We start from the raw sequence: 23,003 nt of genomic DNA, 5'->3' as shown, positions 1-23,003 counted from the left end.
GGGGTGAGCCGGACGTCGAGGGTGCCACGCTCATTGCGTAACCTGATGCGACCTGTGGTGCGGACGGTGGGAGGATCAGTGCGACTCGGGCTCAACCTCGGATACCAGACGGCGTGGAGCACGCCGTTCGACCACCTGGCGTTGGCCCAGGAGGCGGACCGGCTCGGCTACTCGGTCGTGTGGGCCGCGGAGGCGTACGGCTCGGACTCGCCGAGCATGCTGGCCTGGATCGCCGGTCAGACGGAGCGCATCGACGTGGGCTCGGCGGTCATGCAGATCCCGGCCCGGACGCCCGCCATGACCGCGATGACCGCGGCGACCATCGACACGCTCTCCGGCGGCCGGTTCCGGCTCGGCCTGGGCGTGTCCGGCCCGCAGGTCTCCGAGGGCTGGCACGGCGTGCGGTTCGCCAAGCCGCTGGCCCGCACCCGGGAGTACGTCGACATCGTCAAGCTGGCGGTGGCCCGCAAGGAGGTCGCGTACGACGGCGAGCACTACACGCTGCCGCTGCCGGACGGCCCGGGCAAGGCGCTGCGGCTGGGCTTCCACCCGCCGCGCGACCACATCCCGATCTACCTGGCCGCCGTCGGCCCGAAGAACCTGGAACTGGCTGGCGAGATCGCCGACGGCTGGCTGGCCGTCTTCTACTCCCCGGAGTTCGCCGAGGAGCACCTCGCCTCGGTGCGCGCCGGGCGCGCGGCGGCGGGCAAGGAGCTGGCCGGCTTCGACGTGGTGCCGTCCGTGCCGGTCGTGGTCGGCGACGACGTCGCCACCTGCGCCGAGCTGGTGCGCTGGTACGCCGCGCTGTACGTGGGCGGCATGGGCAGCCGCAAGCAGAACTTCTACAACCAGCTCGCCACCCGGATGGGCTACGGCGACGCGGCCCGCGAGGTCCAGGACCTCTACCTGGCCAAGCGGCAGCGCGACGCGGCCGCCGCCGTACCGATGGAGTTCATCGACCGCACCTCGCTGCTCGGCCCGAAGGAGCGCATCGCCGAGCGGATGCGGGAGTACGCCGCCGCGGGCGTGACCACACTGTCGGTGTCGCTGTTCGTGGCCGACCGGGAGAGCGGGGTGCAGACCCTGCGTACCGTCGCCGAGGCCCTGGAGCTGTCCGGAGTCGGGGAGTGACCTGGATCGAGGCCATCGTCCTGGGCCTGGTCCAGGGGCTGACCGAGTTCCTTCCGGTGTCCTCGTCGGGGCACCTGCGGATCACCTCGGCCCTGTTCTTCGACCGGGACGCGGGCGCGTCGTTCACCGCGGTGACCCAGCTCGGCACCGAGGCCGCCGTGCTGATCTACTTCGCCAGGGACATCGGGCGGATCGTCCGCACCTGGTTCGTGGGCCTGGTCGACCGCTCGGTGCGGTCCAGCCTCGACTACCGGATGGGCTGGTACGTCATCGTCGGCACCATCCCGATCGGCATCTTCGGGCTGATCTTCAAGGACCAGATCCGCACCGCCGGCCGCAACCTCTGGCTGATCTCCTGCACGCTGATTCTCGGCGCGATGCTGCTGGCCTTCGCCGAGTACTGGGGCCGGCAGACCCGTACGCTGGAGAACTTCCGGATGCGCGACGGCGTGGTGATGGGCTTCGCCCAGGCCGCGGCGCTGGTGCCCGGCGTCTCCCGGTCCGGCGGCACCCTGACCGCGGGCCTGCTGCTCAACCTCACCCGGGAGACCGCGGCCCGCTACTCGTTCCTGCTGGCCATCCCGGCCGTGGTGATCTCCGGCTTGTTCAGCCTGCCGGACGTGTTCGAGCCGTCCGCGCCGGGCACCGCCGCGCCGAGCGTGGCGCAGATGGTGATCGCGACGCTCATCGCGTTCGCCGTCGGGTACGCGGCCATCGCGTGGCTGCTGCGCTACGTCGCCCACCACACGCTGTACGTCTTCGTGCTGTACCGGGTGGCGCTGGGCAGCCTGGTGATCTGCCTGCTGGCGACCGGCACGATCAGCGCCACCTGACGTCGTCGTGCGAGAGGCCGGCCACCCCGATGTCCGAGGTGGCCGGCCTTCGGCTTCGTCGCCCACCCGGCCACGTCGGGCCGCGCGGCGTGTGCGACGGCGCGGCCCGGTGGCCGGGGGTGGTTACTGTCACCCGCATGTCGCGCTTCCGCCTCAAACCGTTGTACGGCGTTCCCGTGATGATCGGCATTCTGGCGGCCTTTGTGTGGAACCTGGCTGAGCCTTTCGACAAGCCGGAACTGCCGGCGGAGATGTTCGTGGTGACGGGCACAGTCGACTCGGTACGGGAGACCTTGGAAAAGACGACGGGGGGAAGCAGAAACCTCGGCGTCGTGGTCCATCGGGTGCTGCTCCGCGAGCACCCCCGGGTCGAGTTCAGCGTACGAGAGGTGCCTCGCGAGGAACTGATGCCCGGCACGCCGGTCCGATTCGAGATGAGCAGGGATCCCCGGCCGGATCTGGAGCGCGCACGGTTGTACGACTACGCGACCTACCGGGTCACAGCCGAGACCTTCGTCGTCGACGGCACCGTGATCTACGACGCGTTCCAGGTCAGGGCGGAGGCCGAGGCACGGACCGACGCGGCGGTCAGGCGGTACCGCAGCATCTCTCTGGTGCTGTGGGCGGTGGTGGTCGTCTGGGTCGCGCTCCTGGTCCGGCGGCACCGGGCATCGCTGCGGTCCCTGCGGTCCCTGGCGGAGCCCGACGGCGCGTCGGACGCGGCCGACAGGTTCCGCAGATGGGTGTACCGGGAGTAGGGCCACACCACCGGAACGCGGCCTGTCGTGGCGGGACGATCATCCGAGGGGCGTACCGCCTAGGGTGGTCAGCGTGGCGACCCTTCTACTTCTGCGACACGGCCGGACCACCGCGAACGCCGACGGCGGCCTGGCCGGGCGGCAACCGGTCGAGCTCGACGACACCGGCCGCGCGCAGGCGGCTGCGGTCGGCGCGCGCCTCGCCGGGCTGCCGCTGGCGGCGGTGGTGACCAGCCCACTCATCCGCTGCCGGCAGACCCTCGATCTGGCCCTGCCGGGCGTGGAACCGGTGGTGGACGACGGGTTGATCGAGTGCGGGTACGGCGACTGGGAGGGGCAGTCGCTGAAGAAGCTGGCGAAGGAGCCGCTCTGGCCGGTGGTCCAGCAGCACCCGAGCGCCGCCGCGTTCCCGCAGGGCGAGTCCATGGCGGCGATGTCCGCGCGCGCCGTGGCCGCGGTACGGGCGTGGGACGCGCGGGTCACCGCCGAGCACGGGCCGGAGGCGATCTGGCTGGCGTGCAGCCACGGCGACGTGATCAAGGCGATCGTGGCGGACGCGCTCGGCGTACACCTTGATCTTTTCCAGCGGATCGTGGCCGACCCGGCGTCGGTCACGGCGATCCGCTACACCCCGTTCCGGCCGTTCCTGGTCCGGCTCAACGACACCGGCGGCGACCTGTCGGCGCTGGTCCCGCCGCCGCGCAAGCGCCGTCGGCGCGCGGCGCGACCGGCGGAGTCCGATGCGGCGGTCGGCGGGGGCGCGGGCGCGGCCGGGTGAGCCCGGCGTACGCGGCGCGTTCGCTCTGGGCGGATTCGGCGTCGGTGGGCTGCGCGGTGCTTCCACACGCCGGATAGGGTCGTGGGTATGACGCACCAGGTGCACGCCTTCGAGCCGCCGGAGCGGTTCGTCGCCGGTACGGTCGGCCCGCCGGGGGAGCGCACGTTCTTCCTCCAGGCGCGCGGCGGCGGCCGGCTGGTCAGCGTGTCGCTGGAGAAGGTCCAGGTGTCGTTGCTCGCCGAGAAGCTCGAGGAGCTGCTCACCGAGGCGCAGCGCCGGTTCGGCGTGAAGCTGCCGGAGACGGCCGCCGCGGCGACCGGTGACAACGAGCCGCTCGACACGCCCGTGGACGAGGAGTTCCGGGTCGGCACGCTGGGCCTGGCCTTCGACGTGGACACCGCCACCGTGGTGATCGAGGCGATCGCCGTCGGTGAGGCGGAGGTCGAGGTCGAGCTGGGCGACGCGGACGACGACGCCGACGAGGACCCGGACGAACCGGACGACGACCTCGACCGCCTGCGGGTCCGGCTGACCCCGGAGGCGACCCGCGAGTTCATCGAGCGGGCCAAGCGTGTCGTGAACGCCGGCCGGCCTCCCTGCCCGCTGTGCGGCCAGCCGCTCGACCCGGCCGGTCACCTCTGCCCCCGGCACAACGGCTATCACCGGTGACCTCGTCGGAACTGCAGCCCCGACAGGACGGCGCCGAGGCGCTGCGGCTGCTCGCCGACGGTGAGCTGACCCTCCAGGGGCGGCTCGTCGACGCCTCCAACGCGACGCTGCGCGGTGTCATCGCCCTCGGCGACGTGACCGCGCACTGCGTCTACAAGCCGGTACGCGGCGAGCGCCCGCTCTGGGACTTCCCGGACGGCACGCTCGCCGGCCGGGAGGTGTCCGCGTACCTGGTGTCCCGGGCCACCGGCTGGGACTTGGTGCCGCCCACCGTGCTGCGCGACGGCCCGTTCGGTCCCGGCTCGTGCCAGCTCTGGATCGACGAGCCGGACGAGGCCGAGCCGCTCGTCGGGTTCGTGCCGGCGCGGGAGGTTCCGCCGCGCTGGTTCCCGGTGGCCGCGGCCCGTGACGACGACGGGGCGGCGTACGCGCTGGCGCACGCCGACGACCCCCGCCTGGCCCGGCTCGTCGTGCTCGACGCGGTGATCAACAACGCCGACCGCAAGGGCGGGCACGTGCTCGTCGGCCCGGACGACCGCATCTACGGCGTCGACCACGGCGTGAGCTTCCACGTCGAGGAGAAGCTGCGGACGGTGCTGTGGGGCTGGGCCGGCCGCGAGCTACCGCCGGACGCGGTGGAGATGCTCGACGGCCTCGCCGGGCAGCTGGCCGGCCCACTGGGCGAGGAACTGGCCGAGCACCTGACGATCGGGGAGCTGACCGCGCTGGCGGAACGGGTCCGGCGGCTGCGCGAGTCCGGCCGGTTCCCGCTGCCGCCGCAGGAGTGGCCGGCGATGCCCTGGCCACCGATGTGAGCTGTTGTCGCGTTGATCACCCGTGGGGCGGCACCTGAGCGCCTGACGGATCGTTAGGCTGGCGGTCATGGAGTCTTGGGCGGGACACGAGGTGCCACGGCTGCCGGGTGAGGGCGTGCCGCTGCGGTTGTACGACTCGGCACGGCAGGGCGCCCATCCCAGCCGGCCCGAGGGCGCGGCCTCGATGTACGTCTGCGGCATCACCCCGTACGACGCGACGCACCTCGGGCACGCCGCCACCATGATCGCGTTCGACCTGGTGCAGCGGATGTGGCGCGACGCCGGCCTCGACGTGCGGTACGTGCAGAACGTCACCGACATCGACGACCCGCTGCTGGAGCGCGCCGAGCGCGACGGCGAGGACTGGAAGGTCCTGGCTATGCGGGAGACCGCGCTGTTCCGCGAGGACATGGAGGCGCTGCGGATGATCCCGCCGGCGCACTACGTCGGCGCCGTCGAGTCGATCCCGGACATCGCCGAGAAGGTGCTGGTGCTGCTGAAGGACGGCGCGGCGTACCGCCTCGACGACGGCACCGGCGACGTCTACTTCGACATCGCCGCCGCGCCCCGGTTCGGCTACGAGTCGAACCTGTCCCGCGAGCAGATGATCGAGCTGTTCGCCGAGCGCGGCGGCGACCCGGAGCGTGCCGGCAAGCGCGATCCGCTCGACCCGCTGCTGTGGCGCGGCGCCCGTGAGGGCGAGCCGTCCTGGCCCGGCGGCGAGCTGGGCGCGGGCCGTCCCGGCTGGCACATCGAGTGCACGGTCATCGCGTTGAACCTGCTCGGCGACCGGATCGACGTGCAGGGCGGCGGCAACGACCTGATCTTCCCGCACCACGAGTGTTCCGCCGCGCACGCCGAGCGGCTGACCGGCGAGGCGCCGTTCGCCGACCACTACGTGCACGCCGGCATGATCGGCCTGGACGGGGAGAAGATGTCGAAGTCCCAGGGCAACCTGGTCTTCGTTTCCCGGCTGCGGGCCGACCGGGTCGACCCGATGGCGGTGCGGCTGGCGCTGATGAGCGGGCACTACCGCAGCGACCGCTCCTGGACCGACGAGCTGCTCACCGAGGCGCAGGAGCGGCTGGGCCGCTGGCGGCGGGCCGCCGCCGCGCCGGCCGGGCCGTCGGGCGCGGCGTTGCTGGCCGAGGTACGCGAGCGCCTGGCCGACGACCTGGACACGCCGGGTGCCCTGGCGGCGGCCGACCGCTGGGCCGACGGAGCCCTTGACGGCGTCACCGAGGACCCGGTCGCCCCGAAGTTGTTCGCCGACACCGTGGACGCCCTCCTCGGCATCGCCCTGTAACCCCGCCCTCCCGCGCGCCGTCCCGCCCCTCCCGCGCGTCGATCTTGCACTTACGGCCCGCAGCTCGCCCCTTTTGCATGGTTTGCGGGGGCCACAACCGCAAGATCGCGCGAGCCTGAGGGCGGGTGGAACGTGATGGGTGTGTCGAGGGCCGTTTGACACCCGTGGTGTTCCACTCGGCGTGCCCAGCCGGCGATCTTGCGGTTGTGGCCCCGAGGGTGTCGTGAATGTTCCGTTTGCCGGGGCGCGAAGTGCAAGACGCTTCTATGTGTGTGGTGATCGGTTCGGCTGGTTGCCGTTAGGGTTCGGCATCGATGATCACTTGGGTGACTCTTCGTCGATCCGGCTGCCCGTGGTGTGGGTGTGCCTTGTGCAAGACCTGTCCCCGGGTGATCGTCGGCGCCGGCCCGGCCCACCCTGCTGGCCTGATCAGAAGCCTGCCCGTGCGAGCACACGTGGCCCATCACAGATCTGCCGCCGTGGTGACTGCTTCCCGAGCCGACGCCGACTGTCCCGGTCGTCGCTGGCTAAAGGAGCAACAATCCGAGATGACAAGGATCGTAGAGCGAGTCGCGGATCGCTACGACGTGGTGGTAGGGGTCGATACTCACACCGACACGCACACCGCCGCCGTGGTCGACCGTCTCGGCGCCGTGCTGGCGCAGGTCACCGTGCCCACCGACCCGGACGGGTTGGCCCGGCTGCTGGCCTTCGCCGTCGCGCACACCCCACCGCAGGGGCGCCGGTTGTGGGCGGTGGAAGGAACCCGGGCGCACGGTCAAGGGCTGTGCCGGGTGCTGACCGCTGCCGGTGAAGCGGTCAGCGAGGCACCCAAACCCGCCGCCGCGTCACGCCGGCGGGGCGGCAAGTCCGACCACCTGGATGCGGTCGCCGCCGCCCATACGGTGCTTGCCCTGCCCGCTGAGCGCATCGCCGTGCCCCGAAGCGACGGACCACGCGAGGCACTGCGTCTGCTGCTGATCTGCCGCCGACACCACAGCGACACCCGCACCGCCACGATCAACCTGGTCAAAGCGTTGATCCTGACCGCCGACGACACCCTGCGCGAGGCGCTACGCGGGCTGTCCACCACCACCCAGATCGCCCGCCTGGCCGCCCTCGACCTACCCGAAACCACCGACCTGCCCTGCGAGGAACACACCCGCCGCCGCGAACTGACCACCCTCGCCCGGCACATCCAAACCCTCGACGCCACCCTCGCCGACAACCACCGGCGCCTCCGAACCCTCGTCACACACCTGTGCCCACCCCTGCTCGACCAACCCGGCATCGGACCCGTCACCGCCGCGATCGCCCTCACCGCCTGGTCCCACCCCGGCCGCGTCCGATCAGAAGCCGCCTACGCCACCCTCGCCGGCACCGCCCCCATCCCCGCAGCCAGCGGCCGCACCAACCGCCACCGCCTCAACCGCGGCGGCGACAGAACCCTCAACAGCGCCCTACACACCATCGCCCTCACCCGCCGCCGCATCCACCCCGAAACCCGCGACTACATCACCCGACGCCGCACCGAAGGCCGCACCACCAAAGAAATCACCCGCTGCCTCAAGCGCTACATCGCCCGACAGATCTACCGCACCATCACCAACCACCACCGCACCACTTGACAACCCCCACTCACAGATCGAGGGGAGCCGGGGCGGGATCAGCCCAGGACCAGGCCGGGGTCGGGGTCCTGGTCGGGGGCGGGCGCGGGGATCTTGTACTCCTCGGTGAGCGTGGTCATCGGGCCGGGCCAGGTGGCCTGGGCGACCTCGATCGGCTTGCGCCGCTCGTCGTACGCCACGTGCAGCAGGTGCAGCACCGGGGTGTCCGGGCGGATCTGGAGGATCTCCGCCTCCTCCCGGCTGGGCTGGCGCGCGCTGATCGTGTCGGTGGCGGTCACGTACCGCCGGCCGGTGACCTCCTCGGCCTCCTGGTAGAGCGGGCGCCCGAACGCCTCGGCCCGCTCCAGCGACGTGCCTGAGGTGTCGGCGGGCAGGAACCACGATGCGCCGACCTCGACCGGTGAGTCGTCGGTGCGTACCAGGTGCCGCCGGCAGAGCAGCTCGGTGCCGTCGGCGACGCCGAACGCGTCGGCCACCTCGGCCGGTGCGGGGGAGCGGCCGACCGAGACGAGCTGCTGGCGGTACCGGGCGGCCAGGTCGGTGTGGTAGCCGCGGAAGCCGCCGTACCGGCCCCGGGACAGGCGGTTGAGGCGGCGCCGGGTGCCCCGGACGTACGTACCGGAGCCGGGTTTGGTGATCAGGATGCCCTCGACCCGCAGCTGGTCGACGGCGCGCTGCACGGTCTGCTTCGCGACGCCGAACATCTCGGCGATGGCCGGGATGGACGGCAGTCGCTCGCCCGGACCCCAGTCGCCGCGGCGCACCTGGGCTTTGAGCTGCGCGGCGATCTGCCGGTGCGGGAACTCGGCCGCGCCGGGGTTGATCTGCATCCGGGCCTCCTCAGAACAGCTAGGTTCCTAGGATGCCCTAGCGGGTGTGACCGCGCCACCCCGGACACGAAGAAGCCGGGCCCCGATCAGGGAGCCCGGCTTCGACGGAAAAGAGCTACCAGGAACCCGCTGTCGGCCCGGCGGAACCACCGCGGCGACGCAGGTACTTCTCGAACTCCTGGGCGATCTCGTCCCCGGTCAACGGGGTGATGCCGGCGTCGCCGACCCGTTCCTCCAGCTCCCGCACGTACTCGCCGAGTTCGGCGTCCTGCTCGGCGGCGCTGCGTACCCGCTGCTCCCACTCGGCTGCCTCCTCGGCCAGGTCGGCCATCGGCACCGGCAGGTCGAGCACCTCCTCGACCCGGTGCAGCAGGGCGAGCGTGGCCTTCGGGCAGGGCGGGTTGTTGGCGTAGTGCGGCACGTGCACCCAGAACGACACCGCGTCGACCTCGGCCCGGGTGCACGCGTCGTGCAGCACACCGACGATGCCGGTCGGCCCGTCGTACCGGGTGGGGGTGAGCTGGTAGCGCTTGGCGGCGTCGGCGTCCGACGCGCTGCCGCTGATCGGCAGCGGCCGGGTGTAGGGCACGTCGGCCAGCAGCGCGCCGAGCAGCACCACCCGCTCGACCTCCAGGCTGTGGCAGATCTCCAGCACCTGCTCGCAGAACGTCCGCCAGCGCATGCTCGGTTCGATGCCGCGGATCAGCACCACGTCCCGCTCGGTGCCCTCCGGGCTGGCCACCATGAACCGCGTGGTGGGCCACTCGACGCGCCGGGTCTCCCCGTCGGCCATGGTGATCGTCGGGCGGCTCACCTGGAAGTCGTAGAAGTCCTCCGGGTCCAGCTCGGTCACCTGCCGGGCCTGCCAGACCTGCTCCAGGTGTTCCACGGCGGCGGTGGAGGCGTCGGCGGCGTCGTTCCAGCCCTCGAAGGCCGCGATGGCGACCGGCGAGCGCAGTACCGGCAGCCCGTCGAACTCGGTCACGCCGTCACCTCACCCTGCTCGTCGGGCGCGGCGCCGCCCCGTCGCACGGTCGCACCCCTGTTGTCCTTCACGTCCGTCAGCCTACGTGCCGCCGCCGGGGCCGGCCCGTCGGCCGCGCCGGTCGCCGGGCCGGACCACCCGGGCGAACCGGAGGAAAGGGGTACGCGGGGCCCGGTGGGCAGTATGTGAGAAGGGCCGGATCGGATAACTCTGGCGCAGCCGGGCGCACTACCCTGGAGCATGTGTCTATCTCGTTGCGTGACCTGCTGGCCGATCGGATCCTGATCGCGGACGGCGCGATGGGAACAATGCTCCAGGCCGCCGATCTCACCCTCGACGACTTCGACGGCCTCGAAGGCTGCAACGAGATCCTCAACGTGACCCGGCCGGACGTGGTCCGCGGCGTGCACGACGCCTACCTCGCCGCCGGCGCGGACTGCGTGGAGACCAACACGTTCGGCGCCAACCTGCCCAACCTCGCCGAGTACGGCATCCCCGGCCGCATCCGGGAGCTGTCCGAGGCGGGCGCGCGGATCGCGCGGGAGGCAGCCGACGCGTACGCGACGCCGGAGCACCCCCGGTTCGTGCTCGGCTCGATGGGTCCGGGCACCAAGCTGCCCACGCTCGGCCACGCCAGCTACGCCTCGCTGCGCGACGCGTACCAGGAGAACGCCGCCGGCCTGATCGCCGGCGGGGCGGACGCGCTGATCATCGAGACCTGCCAAGATCTGCTCCAGGTCAAGGCGGCGGTGGTCGGGTCGAAGCGGGCGCGCGCCGAGGCGGGCCGGGACGTGCCGATCATCTGCCAGGTCGCGGTGGAGACCACCGGCACCATGCTGCTGGGCAGTGAGATCGGCGCCGCGCTGACCGCGATCGAGCCGCTCGGCGTCGACCTGATCGGGCTGAACTGCTCCACCGGCCCGGCGGAGATGGGCGAGCACCTGCGCTACCTGGCGCAGCACGCGCGTATCCCGATCTCGGTGATGCCGAACGCGGGCCTGCCGGTGCTGACGGCCGACGGGGCGTACTTCCCGCTCAGCCCGGACGAGCTGGCCGACGCGCTGGAGCAGTTCGTCACCGACTACGGCGTGGGCCTGATCGGTGGCTGCTGCGGCACCACCCCGGAGCACATCCGGGTGCTGGTGGAGCGCCTCGGCGGGCGGGCGCCGGTGGCGCGGGAGCCGAAGCCGGAGGCCGGGGTCTCCTCGATCTACCACCACGTGCCGTTCGCCCAGGACGCCAGCATCCTGATGGTGGGGGAGCGCACCAACGCCAACGGCTCGAAGGCGTTCCGCGAGTCGATGCTCGCCGGGGACTGGCAGGCCTGCGTGGAGGTGGCCCGCAGCCAGGCCCGCGACGGCTCGCACCTGCTCGACCTCTGCGTCGACTACGTGGGCCGCGACGGCACGCAGGACATGCGGGAGCTGGCGGGCCGGTTCGCCACCGCCTCGACGCTGCCGATCGTGCTGGACTCCACCGAGCCGGCCGTGATCGAGGCCGGGCTGGAGATGCTCGGCGGCCGGTGCGTGGTCAACTCGGTCAACTTCGAGGACGGCGACGGCCCCGACTCCCGCTACGCGCGGGTCATGCCGGTGGTCAAGGAGCACGGCGCCGCCGTCGTGGCGCTGCTCATCGACGAGGAGGGCCAGGCCCGCACCCGGGAGTGGAAGGTACGGGTGGCCTCCCGGCTGATCGACGACCTGACCGGCCGGTGGGGGATGCGCCGGGAGGACATCCTCATCGACGCGCTGACGTTCCCGATCGCCACCGGGCAGGAGGAGACCCGCCGCGACGGCATCGAGACGATCGAGGCGATCCGGGAGATCGCCGCGCGCTACCCGGGCGTCAACTTCACCGCCGGCATCTCGAACGTCTCGTTCGGCCTCAACCCGGCGGCCCGGCAGGTGCTCAACTCGGTGTTCCTGCACGAGTGCGCGCAGGCCGGGCTGACCTCGGCGATCGTGCACGCCAGCAAGATCCTGCCGATGGCGCGGATCCCGGACGAGCAGCGCGAGGTGGCGCTCGACCTGGTGTACGACCGCCGCCGCGAGGGCTACGACCCGGTGCAGCGGTTCATCGAGGCCTTCGAAGGCGTCGACGCCGCCTCGGCGCGCGCCACCCGAGCCGAGGAACTGGCCGCGCTGCCGCTGGACGAGCGGCTCAAGCGGCGGATCATCGACGGCGAGCGCAACGGCCTGGAGGCCGACCTGGACACGGCGATGGCGCAGGGGCGTACGCCGCTGTCCATCATCAACGACCTGCTGCTGGACGGCATGAAGGTGGTCGGCGAGCTGTTCGGCTCCGGCCAGATGCAGTTGCCGTTCGTGCTCCAGTCCGCCGAGGTGATGAAGACCGCGGTGGCCTACCTGGAGCCGCACATGGAGAAGACGGACGACGACGGCAAGGGCCGCATCGTGCTCGCCACGGTGAAGGGCGACGTGCACGACATCGGCAAGAACCTGGTCGACATCATCCTGTCCAACAACGGCTACGACGTGGTGAACATCGGCATCAAGCAGCCGATCAACGCGATCCTCGACGCGGCCGAGGAGCACCGGGCCGACGCGATCGGCATGTCCGGCCTGCTGGTCAAGAGCACAGTCATCATGAAGGAGAACCTGGCCGAGATGGCCTCCCGGGGCGTGGCCGAGCGCTGGCCGGTGCTGCTCGGCGGCGCGGCGCTGACCCGCGCGTACGTGGAGGACGACCTGCGGTCGATCTACCCCGGTCAGGTGCACTACGCCCGCGACGCGTTCGAAGGGCTGTCCCTGATGGACCGCGTGATGGCGGCCAAGCGCGGCGGCGCGCCGGTGATCGACCCGGAGCGGGAGGCGGCGCTGGCGGCCCGCCGGGAGCGCCGCGAGCGGCAGCGGGCGCAGGTGCGCGAGGCGCTGCCCGAACTGGACGACGCGTCGGTGCGCTCCGACGTGGCGGCCGACGTGGCGGTGCCGAAGCCGCCGTTCTTCGGCACCCGGGTGGTCAAGGGCGTGCCGCTGGCCGACTACGCGGCGCTGCTCGACGAGCGGGCCACGTTCCTCGGCCAGTGGGGGCTGCGCGGCGCCCGCGGCGGCAAGGGCCCGTCGTACGAGGAACTGGTGGAGACCGAGGGCCGGCCCCGGCTGCGGTACTGGCTGGACCGCCTGATCTCCGACCAGGTGCTGGAGGCGGCAGTGGTGTACGGCTACTTCCCGGCGTACTCGGAGGGCAACGACCTGGTGGTGCTGGACGAGAACGGGCACAGCGAGCGGGCCCGGTTCTCCTTCCCCCGGCAGCGCCAGGAGCGGCGGCTGTGCCTGGCCGACTTCTTCCGGCCCAAGGGCGACCAGCTCGACGTGGTGGCGTTGCAGCTGGTCACCGTCGGGCAGCCGATCAGCGAGTACACGGCGAAGATGTTCGCCGGCAACGAGTACCGCGACTACCTGGAGGTGCACGGCCTGTCCGTGCAGCTCACCGAGGCCCTCGCCGAGTACTGGCACCGGCGGATCCGGGCCGAGCTGGTGCTGCCCGGCGGCGGCACCGTGGCCGACGACGACCCGGCGGACCTGGCCGGTCTGCTGCGCACCGACTACCGGGGCTGCCGGTACGCGTTCGGCTACCCGGCCTGCCCGGACCTGGAGGACCGGGCGAAGATCGTGGAGCTGCTGGGCGCGGAGCGGATCGGGGTGCAGTTGTCCGAGGAGTTCCAGTTGGTGCCGGAGCAGGCCACCGACGCGATCGTGGTGCACCACCCGGAGGCGAACTACTTCAACGCCAAGTGACGCCGTCGCCCAGCCTGAGCTGACAAGTTCACGACACCCGGTTGGTCCGCTGCCGGGCCGCCGGCCCGGTCGAGTCGTACCCAAGAGCGGCATCGAAGCCCTGCGGGTGCGGTCCTCGCGGCTCCCACGCCCCGAAGGCTGATCGGATGATCAGGCAGCTAGTGAGGGATGACGGACATCCGCGCGGAGATCGGCGCCCGCGCGCCGAGTCGTACCGGGGCAGGTCGGCCACGGGTGCCCCAGTCGCAAGTGGGCGTGGTCCGCCGGCTCCGCGCGGCTCTGGTAATCGTTGTATTTGCATGCTTTGATCTGTGCTCAGGATCTGACCCGGATTCAGAGGAGCCTCATGCGAGTCACCATCCGCGCGTTCGTGGCAGGGCTGGCAGTGGCCCTCACGGCCACGACCGGCGTCGCCACCGCGCCCTCCGCCGGTGCCGCCGTCGTCGATCCGGCCGACGAGTCGCAGGACTTCCCGTTCCCTGGCGCCGACACCATCGCGCTGCGCGACGGCTCCAACAAGTACATCACCTACGGTGCCAGCACCGGCGGCAAGAAGGTGCCGTACGCCATTTCGGGCGCCGGGAATGTCGTGGGAACCTCGCCGACAGTGGCCGGCGACGCCATGCCGGGCGGCGGTGGGGCGTGGGTCGAATCCGGCTCCGGGATCTGGACCCCGGGGGCGCACTACCACGTCAAGGACGGGGTCGGCCGCTACTACCTCTTCTACACCGCCAGCAGGAAGAACGACGGCGGGCGCAAGTGCATCGGCGTGGCTCGCTCCCAGAACCCGTACGGGCCGTTCAACGCCGAGGACACGCCGATCGCCTGCCCGGACAAGGGCGACCGGTGGGCACTCGACGCGGACGTCGTAGCCGGTCCCGCGGGTGCGATCTGGATGACCTGGCGGGACGGGCAGCGGGCCGAAGGGGCGGAGTCGGCGCTCTCCGTCATGAGGTTGAAGTTCAACCCGAACGGCACCGTCGACCGCGACAGCGATCCGGTCGTCATCTTCCGCAGCGACAATCTGAGCTGGGTCACGTACCGGGACAGCGGCGGGGTCGCCGTCATCGAGAATCCGAGCGCGTTCCACCACAACGGTTCCTGGTATCTCTTCTACTCCGGCAACGCCTGGCGGGAGAACTACTACTCGACCGGCGTCGCCTTCTGCGGGGATCGGATCGACGACGGCCTGTGTTCGCCGATGCCCGGACCGAACCGGGCCTGGTTCTCCTATTCGGGTCCGGCGGCCCACCTGCCCGACACCATGCGCAAGTACTCGTTGCCGGGTAACAAGCGTGGGCCGGGCGCGATGGACGTCTACGAGGCCCGGGACGGCAAGCCGTGGGTGACGTGGAACTACCTCGCCGACGACAGCTCGGGGCGAAAGAGCCGGACCGGGCGTCTCGTCATCACGGGCTCCGGCGCCAACGCCGACTTCAAGGTGGAGCTCTAACGATTTGTCACCGGACGGCGACCGCCACCACAGTGGCGGCGCCGGCCCGGTGTGTCCTCAAACGGGAAGGATCATTCATGAGAAGAACCCTGCGAGCTGTCCGGCGAGCCGTCGCCCTGGGCGCCACACTCACGGTGGCGACCCTCCTCCTGCCGGTCTCTCCGGCCGCGGCGGCGTCGACCTTCCAGGCCGGCCACCTGAACATCTACAACGGCCTCACCCACGAGAAGTTCCTCCACGACCTGAACCTCATCACCTCGAAGGCGGACATGGTCGCGCTCAACGAGGTGGGCCCCCGCAGGGCCTTCCTGGTGGACTGGGCCGCCGACAACGGATGGACGTTCTACGCCCCGACCACTTCGGTGCACGCTGCCGGTGAAGCTCTGCTGGCGAAGAAGAGCATGTTCGAAGTGGTCGACAAGGGGTCGAAGTTCGTGTGCGACACCAACCCCGACGAGCCACCGCCGCCGCGCTACAACAACTGGGTCAAGTACCGGCACAAGGCGACCGGACGATACGTGTTCCACATCAACTTCCACGCCGTCGCCGGTATCGACAACAACGGCTCGCCGGAAGACCTTCCGCGTACCAGGTGCGCGGAGCAGCAGTTCGCGGAGGTCAAGGAGCTGGCCCGCGAGAAGAAGGCGGAGGGCCAGGTCATCGTCAGCGGCGACCTCAACGTCGACTTCAGCGCCGACAAGGCCCGCGGGTACGAGAAGTTCCCGTGGAAGGTCTTCGAGGCCAACGAGCTGCCGAACCTCCGCTCCGTCTACAACCTCTACGGCGAGAAGGGGACCGGCACGCACGGGAACCGGCACATCGACTACATCTACTTCTGGAAGCGGATCGAGAGCTCCCAGGTCATGTGGATGACCGACTACCGCATCGTCGGGGACACCAACTCGGACCACAAGGGTGTCGTGGCGGACTTCTCCCTCGCATCCTGACCGATACGAACGTGTCGGGCTCCGTCAACCAGCGGTTGGCGGAGCTCCGGCCGGTGAGGACCACAACGCCGGCCGTCACGTGTCGTAGAGCCCGTCCCACGGCTCGTGGAACCCGAGGCGATCCGGATACAACTCGACCCAGCCGACGTGGCTGCCGTCGCCGGCCCGGTCGCCGGACTCGTCGACCAGACCGAACACGACACCGTCCTGACGGGTCTGGAACAGGTGTACGGCGATGTCGCCGTACACCTTGCCGGGCAGGCTCGCGAGCAGCCCGTCGAGTGCCTCACTCAGCGCGCCTCGATCCGGAACCCGCGTGATGGTCGAGTCCCGGTACGTCCCGTCATGGTCGAAGCGGTGCACGTACGCGTGGTGATCCCACGCCGAGGCGAGGAACAGCCCTTCGTCGTAGCGGCCGATCGTGTCCGTCCGGTGGCCGGGCTCGTGCGCGATGGGAATCAGCCGGGGTACGGGCACTCGATCAACGTAGCGTACGAGCGCGGGGCGCCCGCCGCGATGGCGGACGCCCCGAAGCGTCGACGTGCCGGTCAGCCGATCAGCGTGACCGAGTAGTCGTACGTCGTCCCGGTCACCGAGTACGTGGCGGTCTGCCCGTTCTCGCAGTACGACACGAAGCTGCTCGGGGTCCGCGTCGCTCCGGCCACCGCGTCCACCACCGGCCGGACATCGGACCCGACGGGAAGCGCGGTGGTGGTGAGATCGATCGTCCGCGACTGGTTGATCGGGTAGGTGTCGGTGTTCGCCGTCTCCAGGCCGTTGCTCGCCTGGACACTGAAGGACATCACGAAGGCGGCGTTGTTCACCACGGCGATGCGCTGAACACAGGGTTCGGCCTGCGCGCTGGCCGCGGACGCCCCAGCCAGTGCCGATGCACCGGCGGCGAGAGTCCCGGCGAGTGCGGCTCCGACGAGCCTGGCGCGGAAGGTCATGGTGTCACCTCTCGGTTGTACGTGGCGCCGGGCGCCGACTGGCGGCGCCCGGCGTATGGTCCGTATCGAAGTGCCCGAGTGTTCCTGATCGAATCCTGTAGATCGCAGGAAATTCTCCGGAGCGGGTCCACAGCTCCGATCCGTCGAACTGAGGGATCGATCCCGATGGCGTGCGAGCGTCCCGGCGCGAGGAGGCCGAAGTGGTGAGCTCCGCCCTGTCCGCTGTCGTCCACGCGGTCGGAGCCGGCTTGCCACCGTTGGCGGAGTCGGATCTCGACCCCGGCGCGATGTACTCCACCTTCGTCGTCGTGTCCGGTATGTACTTCGCCCCCATTCTCATGTCCGGGCTCGGCTTTCTCTGCGCCGCGGGCGTCGGGTTCAGCCGCCGGATCGGTAGGGCTGCCGCGATCGCGGTCGTCCTGTTCTACGCGTTGTCGTTGCTCGGCAGTGCCTTCACCTGGCCCGAACTGGAGCACCAGGGAAAACCGAGTGAGACGCTGTGGCTGATCGTGATCGGCTGCGGCGGCTTCCTGGTGTTGCCCTGGCTCGTGGCGTTCGGCGGCACCAAGGTGGCCCTGCGTCGTCGCGGAGCCCTGGCCGAGTAGCCGGATGCTCCGCCCGACCACGGCTGAACGTCGAGGGGGAGCTACCCCCGGTCGCCCTTCCTCGCGCGCAGGCTCCACGCCAGGGCGGGGATCATCACCGCCGCCGCGACCAGGTGCAGCCCGACCAGCGTGACAGTAGTGGCGGCGTCGCCCCCGGCGATCAACGGCGGGACCATCGACAGCGCGGTCAGCGACACCGCCGTCCACACGAACCGCCGCGCGGGGTAGGCGCTGAACCGCAACAGGACGGCGGCGATGACGACGCCGACGAGCGAGAAGAATCCGGTCACGACGGCGAACCCGCCCAACGGGATCGTCTCGCCGCCGCCGTCCGGGATCTCGAAGTCCACACCGGCGGCCCGGGCGAGCGCCGCCGCGAGCGTGGTGACCGCCATCGCGCCGAGGGTGGCGACCAGGCCGGTGACGGCGAGCCGCCGGAAGCTGTGCGAACGGCGAGAGCCCACGCCGGTGCCGGTGCTGCTGATCATGTCGTTCCTCCGAGCGTCGTCCTGAGGGTGAGGTCGCGACCACCGCGACGCGTGCGCCGCCGGGCAGCGCGGGCGTCCGGACCGGCACTACGGCGTACGGTCGGCCGGCAGGCGCTCCGGCAGCCCGAGCTGCGGGAACCGGTCGGCGTGGAACGTGACGATCTCGGTGATCTCCCCGCCGGTGATGCGCAGGGCGTCGACGGTGAGTGGCAGGTACGCACCGTCGCTCTCCTGCCACAGGTAGAACGCGACGGCGGGCTGCCGGTTCACGGCGGTGGGCAGGGCCCGCATGCTGCCCAGGCTCTCGAAGCCGTCCGCGATCCAGTCGTTCACCACGGCGTCGCGGCCGATCTGCAGGCCGGGCGTGGGCGGCATCGAGCACCGCACGTCGTCGCGCAGCATCGCGGCGAGAGCGCCGACGTCCTTGGCGACCGCGGCGTCGGTGAAGCGGCGTACCAGCTCGCGGGTTCGGGTATCGGTCTCGTCGCCGGTCCAGTCCTGCCGCTGCGCGGGCAGGTGTTCCCGCATGCCGGCGCGGGCGCGCTGCAAGGCGCTGTTCACCGAGTTGACCGAGTCACCGAGCAGTTCCGCGACCTCCTTGGCGGGCCAGCCGAGCACGTCGCGCAGGATCAGCACGGCGCGCGGGCGCGGCGCGAGGTGCTGCACCGCGACCAGGTACGCCAGTTCGATCGTCTCGCGGGCCACCGCGACGGCCTCCGGCTCGTCGGCGCCGGCGGCGGGCAGCTCGTCGAGCAGCCGGTCCGGGTACGGCTGCAGCCACCGCACCTCGCCGCCGGTCGCGGGCTCGGGCCGGTACGCGGAGAGCCGGTCCAGGCAGGCGTTCGTGGCGATCCGGTACAGCCAGGCCCGGAATGTCGATCGTCCCGCGAACGTCTCCCGCCGTCGCCAGGCGCGCAGGAACGTCTCCTGCACGGTGTCCTCGGCGTCCTCGAACGATCCGAGCATCCGGTAGCAGTGCACGTGCAGCTCCCGCCGGTGCCGCTGCGCCAGCGCGGCGAACGCCGGCTCGCCGACCTCAGCCAGCTCGCGTACGTCCGGCTCCGCCCGCCGCGTCTCCGCACCCATCACGTCATCCTCCCGCCTCGTCGTGGCCTGTCGAAGATGTGACGGGTACGGGCGGGAAAACTCATCACCGCCGCCCGCTCCCGGAGGTGACAGGCGGTACTACGGTGCGCTTCATGAAGATCTCGATCGACCGGGATTCCGTGTGCATGGGCGACGACGTCGACTCGCATCGTGTGCTTCTCGACGTACGCCCCCAGCGCACCCTCGGATCGCTGCTGGCAGAGGCGCTGCGCCGGTACCCCCTGGCCTCCGTCGGCGGCGAGATCTCCTGGATCGCCGAGGTCACCTACGGCAGTTACCGTGCCGACGAACGCGGCCTCACGCACCCACCGATGAGCCACGCGCTCGCGCTGCTGCACGTGCCGTATCCGGAGGGCGAGAAGGCGATCATCCCGTTGAACAGGTACTTCCTGGACATGACACTGCGGGAGATGGCGGAGCGGGCCGGCGGGGCCGAGTTGACCCTCAACTTCCACTACCTCAGCGATGGGGCCCGCTGGCGTCCGGAGGACTTCATCGCCCGGTTCGAGTGATGGCGGACGGTCAGCCCGTCCGCGGCGCGTACATGATGACGGCGACGCCGACCAGGCAGATGGCCGCGCCGACGAGGTCGTAGCGGTCGGGCCGGAACCTGTCGACCACCATGCCCCAGGCGAGCGACCCGGCGACGAAGACGCCGCCGTAGGCGGCGAGGATGCGACCGAAGTTCGGGTCCGGCTGGAAGGTGGCCACGAACCCGTAGGCGCCGAGCGCGATCACCCCGGCGGCGACCCAGAGCAGCCCGCGGTTCTCCCGCCAGCCCTGCCAGACCAGCCAGGCGCCGCCGATCTCGGCGAGCGCGGCGAGCAGGAACAGCAGGATGGACCGGACGACCGTCATGTGTCAGACCGTAGCGACACCGGGCCGGAGGCCGGCCGGGCAGTCCGGTCGGCGCCCTCGGCGAACGGCAGGGGGCAGCAGGCGCTGCCGGCACACTCGACCGGGTCGTCGCAGCCGGCCGCGACGGCGGCCCGGAGCGTGTCGCGGACCACGGTGAGATCCGCCAGCCGCCGCTCCACCTCGGCGAGCTTGCGCCGCGCGTGCCCCTGCAGGCCCGCGCCCCGGCCGCGTCCCAGCACGCCGGCGACCTCGTCGAGGGTGAAACCGAGACGCTGCGCGGCCTTCACCACCCGCAGCAGGGTGACGGTCTCGGGCGGGTAGAGGCGGTGCCCGCCCGGCGACCGCCGGGGCGCGGCCAGCAGCCCGCGCCGTTCGTAGTAGCGCAGGGTCTGCACGGACACGCCGGCCGCGTCGGCGAGCCGGCCGCTGCGCAGCTCCGGCTCGCCCATCACCGGCCCCGCGCGGCCGTGGCCCGCAGGGCCAGGGCATCGAGTACGCGGACACGGGCCGCCGGCACCCGGATGTCGAGGCTCAGCGTGTCGCCATCGGGGCGGGCGAGGTCGAACGTGAAGAAGGAGCAGCAGGCCGACTCGCGGGCGATCAGGTCCCGGGCAGCCGCTTCGGCGGTGCGGTCGAGGTGCAGCCGCAGATGCCGGTCGGACCGCCGCTCGACGCCGCGCAGCGCGTCGCGGAACAGTCCGTCGAACTCGGCCACCCGCAGCGGCCGTTCGGCGGTCGGCAGCGTGCAGGTGCCGGGCACCCAGGAGTCGTCGGTCATCTCTCGACGGTAAGCCCGTACCCGGGTACCGGATGCAAGCGGCAATACCTCGCCTCGTGAGCACAGCGCTCGCCGTCCAGTCACGCCGCGGACACCGCACCACTCCCAGGCGCTGTCCCGTTTCGGTCACGCGCTCGGTGGCACCGAGGCCGCGCACTCACCGGCCGGGCTGGTGCTCGCCGGGCTCTCGGTGATCGTGATGCGGCACCTGCTGCGCCACCTACGGCCCGGCCGGCGGGCGCGGCGCCGCGGCGTGATCAACGGCCGCGACCTGCGGCGACGTCGGGAATACGGCTGTGCTCGCGGGCTCGGAGGGCTACCGTCACCGGAGTACGGGCCGGCGCGGGTCAGGCGCGCCGCGTCCACGCCCCCGCCGTCGGCGTTGACGTGGCGGAAACGCTCGGAGGCGAGCATGGGTACGACGAAAGGGGCGGACATGACCGACGAGGTGACGTCGCAGGTCCCGCCGGAACCGGCTCCCGTGCTGACCACCACACCCGCCGGCACGGGCCCGGTCGGGCCGCCGAGCAGCCTGGACCTGTGGGCACGTGCCCAGGTGCTGCACCGCTGCTTCGGCGACGACGACGGCGAGCCGCACATCATGCGCGGCCTGGACTGACCGCACCGGTCCGCTACCCCGCTCGTGCCCCCGAGGGCTCCCCGCGGCGTCGCCAGTGGAGGACGCCCCAGCTCACCGCGACCCGGTGAACGTTTCCCGACGCCCGTGCGTGAGAGCCGGTGAGCATCACCGGCGTCCGCCGGGGGTACTGCTGCGGGACACGGGTGCGACAGCCGGGAGGTCATGGTGGGGGACAGGGCGGGACGTCAGGGGCGTGGGCCGATCGCCGGACTGGTGGTAGCCGCGCTGGTCGCGGCCGGCTGCATGGCCGGCGGCTACGACCAGGGCGAGCCGCAGCAGCCCGCACCCCGGAGCAGCGCGCAGCCCGAGTCGCAGACCACCAGGGCGGACGGCACCACCAGCGTCGCCGAGTTCCAGCAGGACATCCAGGACGCGGTACGGCTGGCCGAACGGTACTGGGCGCAGCAGTTCCGCGCCTCCGGCCAGCGGTTCACCCCGATCCGGCGGGTCGTGGCCTACAGCCGCGAGGGCGAGGTGGCCTGCGCCGGGCAGGGGCTGCCGCGCAACAACGCGGTGTACTGCTCGGCCGGCGACTTCATCGCCTACGACGTGAACTGGTCGGTGGCGGCGTTCCGGCAGATCGGCGACGCGTTCCTGTTCTACCTGCTCGGCCACGAGTACGCCCACGGCATGCAGGTGCGGCTGGGCATCCGCTACAACTTCACCATCCAGCAGGAGCTGCAGGCCGACTGCATGGCCGGGGCGTACCTCGGGGACAGCGTGCGGTCCGGGGCGCTGGAGCTGGAGGACGGTGACCTGGAGGAGTTCCGCGAAGGGCTGCTGGCGGTCGGCGACGACCCGGATCAGCCCTGGTTCGCCGAGGGCTCGCACGGCACCGCCGAGCAGCGCAGCGAATCGTTCTTCCGGGGGTACGAGAAGTCGCTCGGCGCCTGCGGTCTCGGGTGATGCCGCGGGTCACCCCGATCGGGGACGGTGCCGGGCGCATCGGGCGTGGCTGGCAGGATCGGCGGGGTACGCGTACCGAAGGAGGCCCCCGCTGAGCAGCAAGCACCCCGCCGCCGTGCTCTTCGACATGGACGGCACCCTGGTCGACAGCGAGAAGCTGTGGGACGTCGCGTTGCAGGAGCTGGCCGCCGTGTACGGCGGTGTCCTGTCCGGGGACGCCCGCCGCGCGATCGTCGGCACCGGGATGGCCGACGCGATGCGGATCGTGCACGACGACCTGGGCCAGCCGGAGCGGGACGTCCAGGCCAGCGCCGACTGGATCAGCGCCCGGATCCTGGAGCTGTTCCGCACCGGGCTGCAGTGGCGTCCGGGCGCGCTGGCGCTGCTGCGCGCGGTACGCGACGCCGGCATCCCCACCGCGCTGGTCACCTCCAGCGGCCGGTCCCTGGTCGAGGTGGCTCTGGACACGCTGGGCCGGGACAGCTTCGACGCGGTGGTCTGCGGCGACGAGGTGGACGCGGCCAAACCGCACCCGGAGCCGTACCTGACCGCCGCGCGTCTGCTGGGCGTGCCGGTCGAGCGGTGCGTGGCGATCGAGGACTCACCGACCGGGGTGGCGAGCGCGCTCGCCGCCGGTGCGGCGGTGCTGGCGGTGCCGGCCGAGGTGCCGCTGGCGCCCGCCGACGGCGTACACCAGATGGAGAGCCTGCTCGGGGCGGACCTGGAGCTGCTCGCGGCCCTGCTCAACCGTTAGGAAGGGCCCCTTCTTATGCACGAGGC

Annotated in this window: 25 protein-coding genes; 16 read left to right on the top strand and 9 right to left on the bottom strand. The window is 71.5% G+C overall.

The window, feature by feature from the left end; genetic code table 11:
• Positions 1 to 78 precede the first annotated feature (78 nt).
• The 8 genes from O7604_RS25230 (at position 79) to O7604_RS25195 (ending at position 7,918) form a co-directional block, all read left to right on the top strand.
• A complete protein-coding gene (locus tag O7604_RS25230) occupies positions 79 to 1,131 on the top strand; it encodes an LLM class F420-dependent oxidoreductase (RefSeq protein WP_269706473.1) in 1,053 nt (350 codons plus the stop codon).
• Complete coding sequence (locus tag O7604_RS25225; RefSeq protein WP_281578009.1) at positions 1,128 to 1,964, top strand: undecaprenyl-diphosphate phosphatase; 837 nt, start codon at positions 1,128 to 1,130, stop codon at positions 1,962 to 1,964. The genes O7604_RS25230 and O7604_RS25225 overlap by 4 nt, the downstream gene beginning before the upstream one ends.
• Positions 1,965 to 2,101: 137 nt before the next feature.
• On the top strand, positions 2,102 to 2,722 hold the full coding sequence (locus tag O7604_RS25220) for a hypothetical protein (RefSeq protein WP_281578008.1): 621 nt from the start codon (positions 2,102 to 2,104) through the stop codon (positions 2,720 to 2,722).
• Between the two features lie 64 nt (positions 2,723 to 2,786).
• Positions 2,787 to 3,500 carry a histidine phosphatase family protein gene (locus tag O7604_RS25215; protein ID WP_269706470.1) on the top strand — a complete coding sequence of 238 codons (714 nt, stop codon included), beginning with the start codon at positions 2,787 to 2,789 and terminating at the stop codon, positions 3,498 to 3,500.
• An 87-nt stretch (positions 3,501 to 3,587) separates the two neighbouring features.
• Positions 3,588 to 4,169 carry a DUF3090 domain-containing protein gene (locus O7604_RS25210; RefSeq protein WP_269706469.1) on the top strand — a complete coding sequence of 194 codons (582 nt, stop codon included), beginning with the start codon at positions 3,588 to 3,590 and terminating at the stop codon, positions 4,167 to 4,169.
• Complete coding sequence (locus O7604_RS25205; RefSeq protein ID WP_281578007.1) at positions 4,166 to 4,984, top strand: SCO1664 family protein; 819 nt, start codon at positions 4,166 to 4,168, stop codon at positions 4,982 to 4,984. The genes O7604_RS25210 and O7604_RS25205 overlap by 4 nt, the downstream gene beginning before the upstream one ends.
• Before the next feature lie 67 nt (positions 4,985 to 5,051).
• On the top strand, positions 5,052 to 6,290 hold the full coding sequence (gene mshC, locus O7604_RS25200; protein ID WP_281578006.1) for a cysteine--1-D-myo-inosityl 2-amino-2-deoxy-alpha-D-glucopyranoside ligase: 1,239 nt from the start codon (positions 5,052 to 5,054) through the stop codon (positions 6,288 to 6,290).
• 389 nt (positions 6,291 to 6,679) lie between these two features.
• On the top strand, positions 6,680 to 7,918 hold the full coding sequence (locus tag O7604_RS25195; RefSeq protein WP_281578005.1) for an IS110 family transposase: 1,239 nt from the start codon (positions 6,680 to 6,682) through the stop codon (positions 7,916 to 7,918).
• 38 nt (positions 7,919 to 7,956) lie between these two features.
• Here the strand turns inward: O7604_RS25195 and O7604_RS25190 are convergent, their stop codons facing one another.
• On the bottom strand, positions 7,957 to 8,748 hold the full coding sequence (locus O7604_RS25190) for a GntR family transcriptional regulator (RefSeq protein WP_281578004.1): 792 nt from the start codon (positions 8,746 to 8,748) through the stop codon (positions 7,957 to 7,959).
• 115 nt (positions 8,749 to 8,863) lie between these two features.
• Positions 8,864 to 9,733, bottom strand: coding sequence for a PAC2 family protein (locus O7604_RS25185; protein ID WP_030504102.1), 870 nt, complete (start codon positions 9,731 to 9,733; stop codon positions 8,864 to 8,866).
• Positions 9,734 to 9,975: 242 nt separating this feature from the next.
• On the opposite strand from O7604_RS25185, the gene metH reads away from it, so the two are divergent.
• The 3 genes from metH (at position 9,976) to O7604_RS25170 (ending at position 15,891) form a co-directional block, all read left to right on the top strand.
• On the top strand, positions 9,976 to 13,491 hold the full coding sequence (metH, locus tag O7604_RS25180) for a methionine synthase (RefSeq protein ID WP_281578003.1): 3,516 nt from the start codon (positions 9,976 to 9,978) through the stop codon (positions 13,489 to 13,491).
• Between the two features lie 346 nt (positions 13,492 to 13,837).
• Positions 13,838 to 14,944 (top strand): family 43 glycosylhydrolase, encoded by a 1,107-nt coding sequence (locus tag O7604_RS25175; RefSeq protein ID WP_281578002.1) that lies wholly within the window; start codon positions 13,838 to 13,840, stop codon positions 14,942 to 14,944.
• Between the two features lie 77 nt (positions 14,945 to 15,021).
• Entirely contained in the window at positions 15,022 to 15,891 is an 870-nt protein-coding gene (locus tag O7604_RS25170) for an endonuclease/exonuclease/phosphatase family protein (protein WP_269706463.1), read from the top strand.
• A gap of 75 nt (positions 15,892 to 15,966) precedes the next feature.
• Here the strand turns inward: O7604_RS25170 and O7604_RS25165 are convergent, their stop codons facing one another.
• The gene (locus tag O7604_RS25165; protein WP_281578001.1) at positions 15,967 to 16,368 is read right to left on the bottom strand and encodes a hypothetical protein; all 402 of its coding nucleotides are present in this window, start codon (positions 16,366 to 16,368) and stop codon (positions 15,967 to 15,969) included.
• A gap of 71 nt (positions 16,369 to 16,439) precedes the next feature.
• Positions 16,440 to 16,841 (bottom strand): hypothetical protein, encoded by a 402-nt coding sequence (locus tag O7604_RS25160; RefSeq protein ID WP_269706461.1) that lies wholly within the window; start codon positions 16,839 to 16,841, stop codon positions 16,440 to 16,442.
• 203 nt (positions 16,842 to 17,044) lie between these two features.
• On the opposite strand from O7604_RS25160, the gene O7604_RS25155 reads away from it, so the two are divergent.
• Positions 17,045 to 17,446, top strand: a complete 402-nt coding sequence (locus O7604_RS25155) for a hypothetical protein (RefSeq protein WP_281578000.1) — start codon at positions 17,045 to 17,047, stop codon at positions 17,444 to 17,446.
• Between the two features lie 41 nt (positions 17,447 to 17,487).
• Here O7604_RS25155 and O7604_RS25150 read toward each other — a convergent pair whose 3' ends face one another.
• The gene (locus O7604_RS25150) at positions 17,488 to 17,934 is read right to left on the bottom strand and encodes a DUF6069 family protein (protein WP_281577999.1); all 447 of its coding nucleotides are present in this window, start codon (positions 17,932 to 17,934) and stop codon (positions 17,488 to 17,490) included.
• Between the two features lie 87 nt (positions 17,935 to 18,021).
• On the bottom strand, positions 18,022 to 19,020 hold the full coding sequence (locus O7604_RS25145; RefSeq protein ID WP_269706458.1) for an RNA polymerase subunit sigma-70: 999 nt from the start codon (positions 19,018 to 19,020) through the stop codon (positions 18,022 to 18,024).
• 113 nt (positions 19,021 to 19,133) lie between these two features.
• Here O7604_RS25145 and O7604_RS25140 point away from each other — a divergent pair, with 113 nt between their 5' ends.
• Positions 19,134 to 19,553 (top strand): hypothetical protein, encoded by a 420-nt coding sequence (locus O7604_RS25140; protein ID WP_269706457.1) that lies wholly within the window; start codon positions 19,134 to 19,136, stop codon positions 19,551 to 19,553.
• A 10-nt stretch (positions 19,554 to 19,563) separates the two neighbouring features.
• Here the strand turns inward: O7604_RS25140 and O7604_RS25135 are convergent, their stop codons facing one another.
• Genes O7604_RS25135 through O7604_RS25125 form a run of 3 tightly spaced genes read right to left on the bottom strand, consistent with a single transcriptional unit; the run spans position 19,564 to position 20,677 of the window.
• Positions 19,564 to 19,899: a YnfA family protein gene (locus O7604_RS25135; protein WP_269706456.1), complete on the bottom strand. Its 336-nt coding sequence runs from the start codon at positions 19,897 to 19,899 to the stop codon at positions 19,564 to 19,566.
• Entirely contained in the window at positions 19,896 to 20,348 is a 453-nt protein-coding gene (locus O7604_RS25130) for a MerR family transcriptional regulator (RefSeq protein WP_269706455.1), read from the bottom strand. Before O7604_RS25130 ends, O7604_RS25135 begins: the two co-directional genes overlap by 4 nt.
• Entirely contained in the window at positions 20,348 to 20,677 is a 330-nt protein-coding gene (locus O7604_RS25125; protein ID WP_281577998.1) for a hypothetical protein, read from the bottom strand. The genes O7604_RS25130 and O7604_RS25125 overlap by 1 nt, the downstream gene beginning before the upstream one ends.
• A gap of 436 nt (positions 20,678 to 21,113) precedes the next feature.
• Here O7604_RS25125 and O7604_RS25120 point away from each other — a divergent pair, with 436 nt between their 5' ends.
• The 3 genes from O7604_RS25120 (at position 21,114) to O7604_RS25110 (ending at position 22,977) form a co-directional block, all read left to right on the top strand.
• Entirely contained in the window at positions 21,114 to 21,296 is a 183-nt protein-coding gene (locus O7604_RS25120) for a hypothetical protein (RefSeq protein WP_013286093.1), read from the top strand.
• Between the two features lie 186 nt (positions 21,297 to 21,482).
• The gene (locus O7604_RS25115) at positions 21,483 to 22,223 is read left to right on the top strand and encodes a neutral zinc metallopeptidase (RefSeq protein WP_269707098.1); all 741 of its coding nucleotides are present in this window, start codon (positions 21,483 to 21,485) and stop codon (positions 22,221 to 22,223) included.
• Positions 22,224 to 22,338: 115 nt separating this feature from the next.
• Complete coding sequence (locus tag O7604_RS25110; RefSeq protein ID WP_269706453.1) at positions 22,339 to 22,977, top strand: HAD family phosphatase; 639 nt, start codon at positions 22,339 to 22,341, stop codon at positions 22,975 to 22,977.
• Positions 22,978 to 23,003: the final 26 nt, after the last annotated feature.

Origin of the sequence: Micromonospora sp. WMMA1947 (assembly GCF_027497355.1) — a bacterium.
Taxonomy (GTDB): Bacteria; Actinomycetota; Actinomycetes; order Mycobacteriales; family Micromonosporaceae; genus Micromonospora.
Note: the sequence above shows the minus strand (reverse complement) of the source record. Positions and strands in the feature narration are given on the sequence as shown.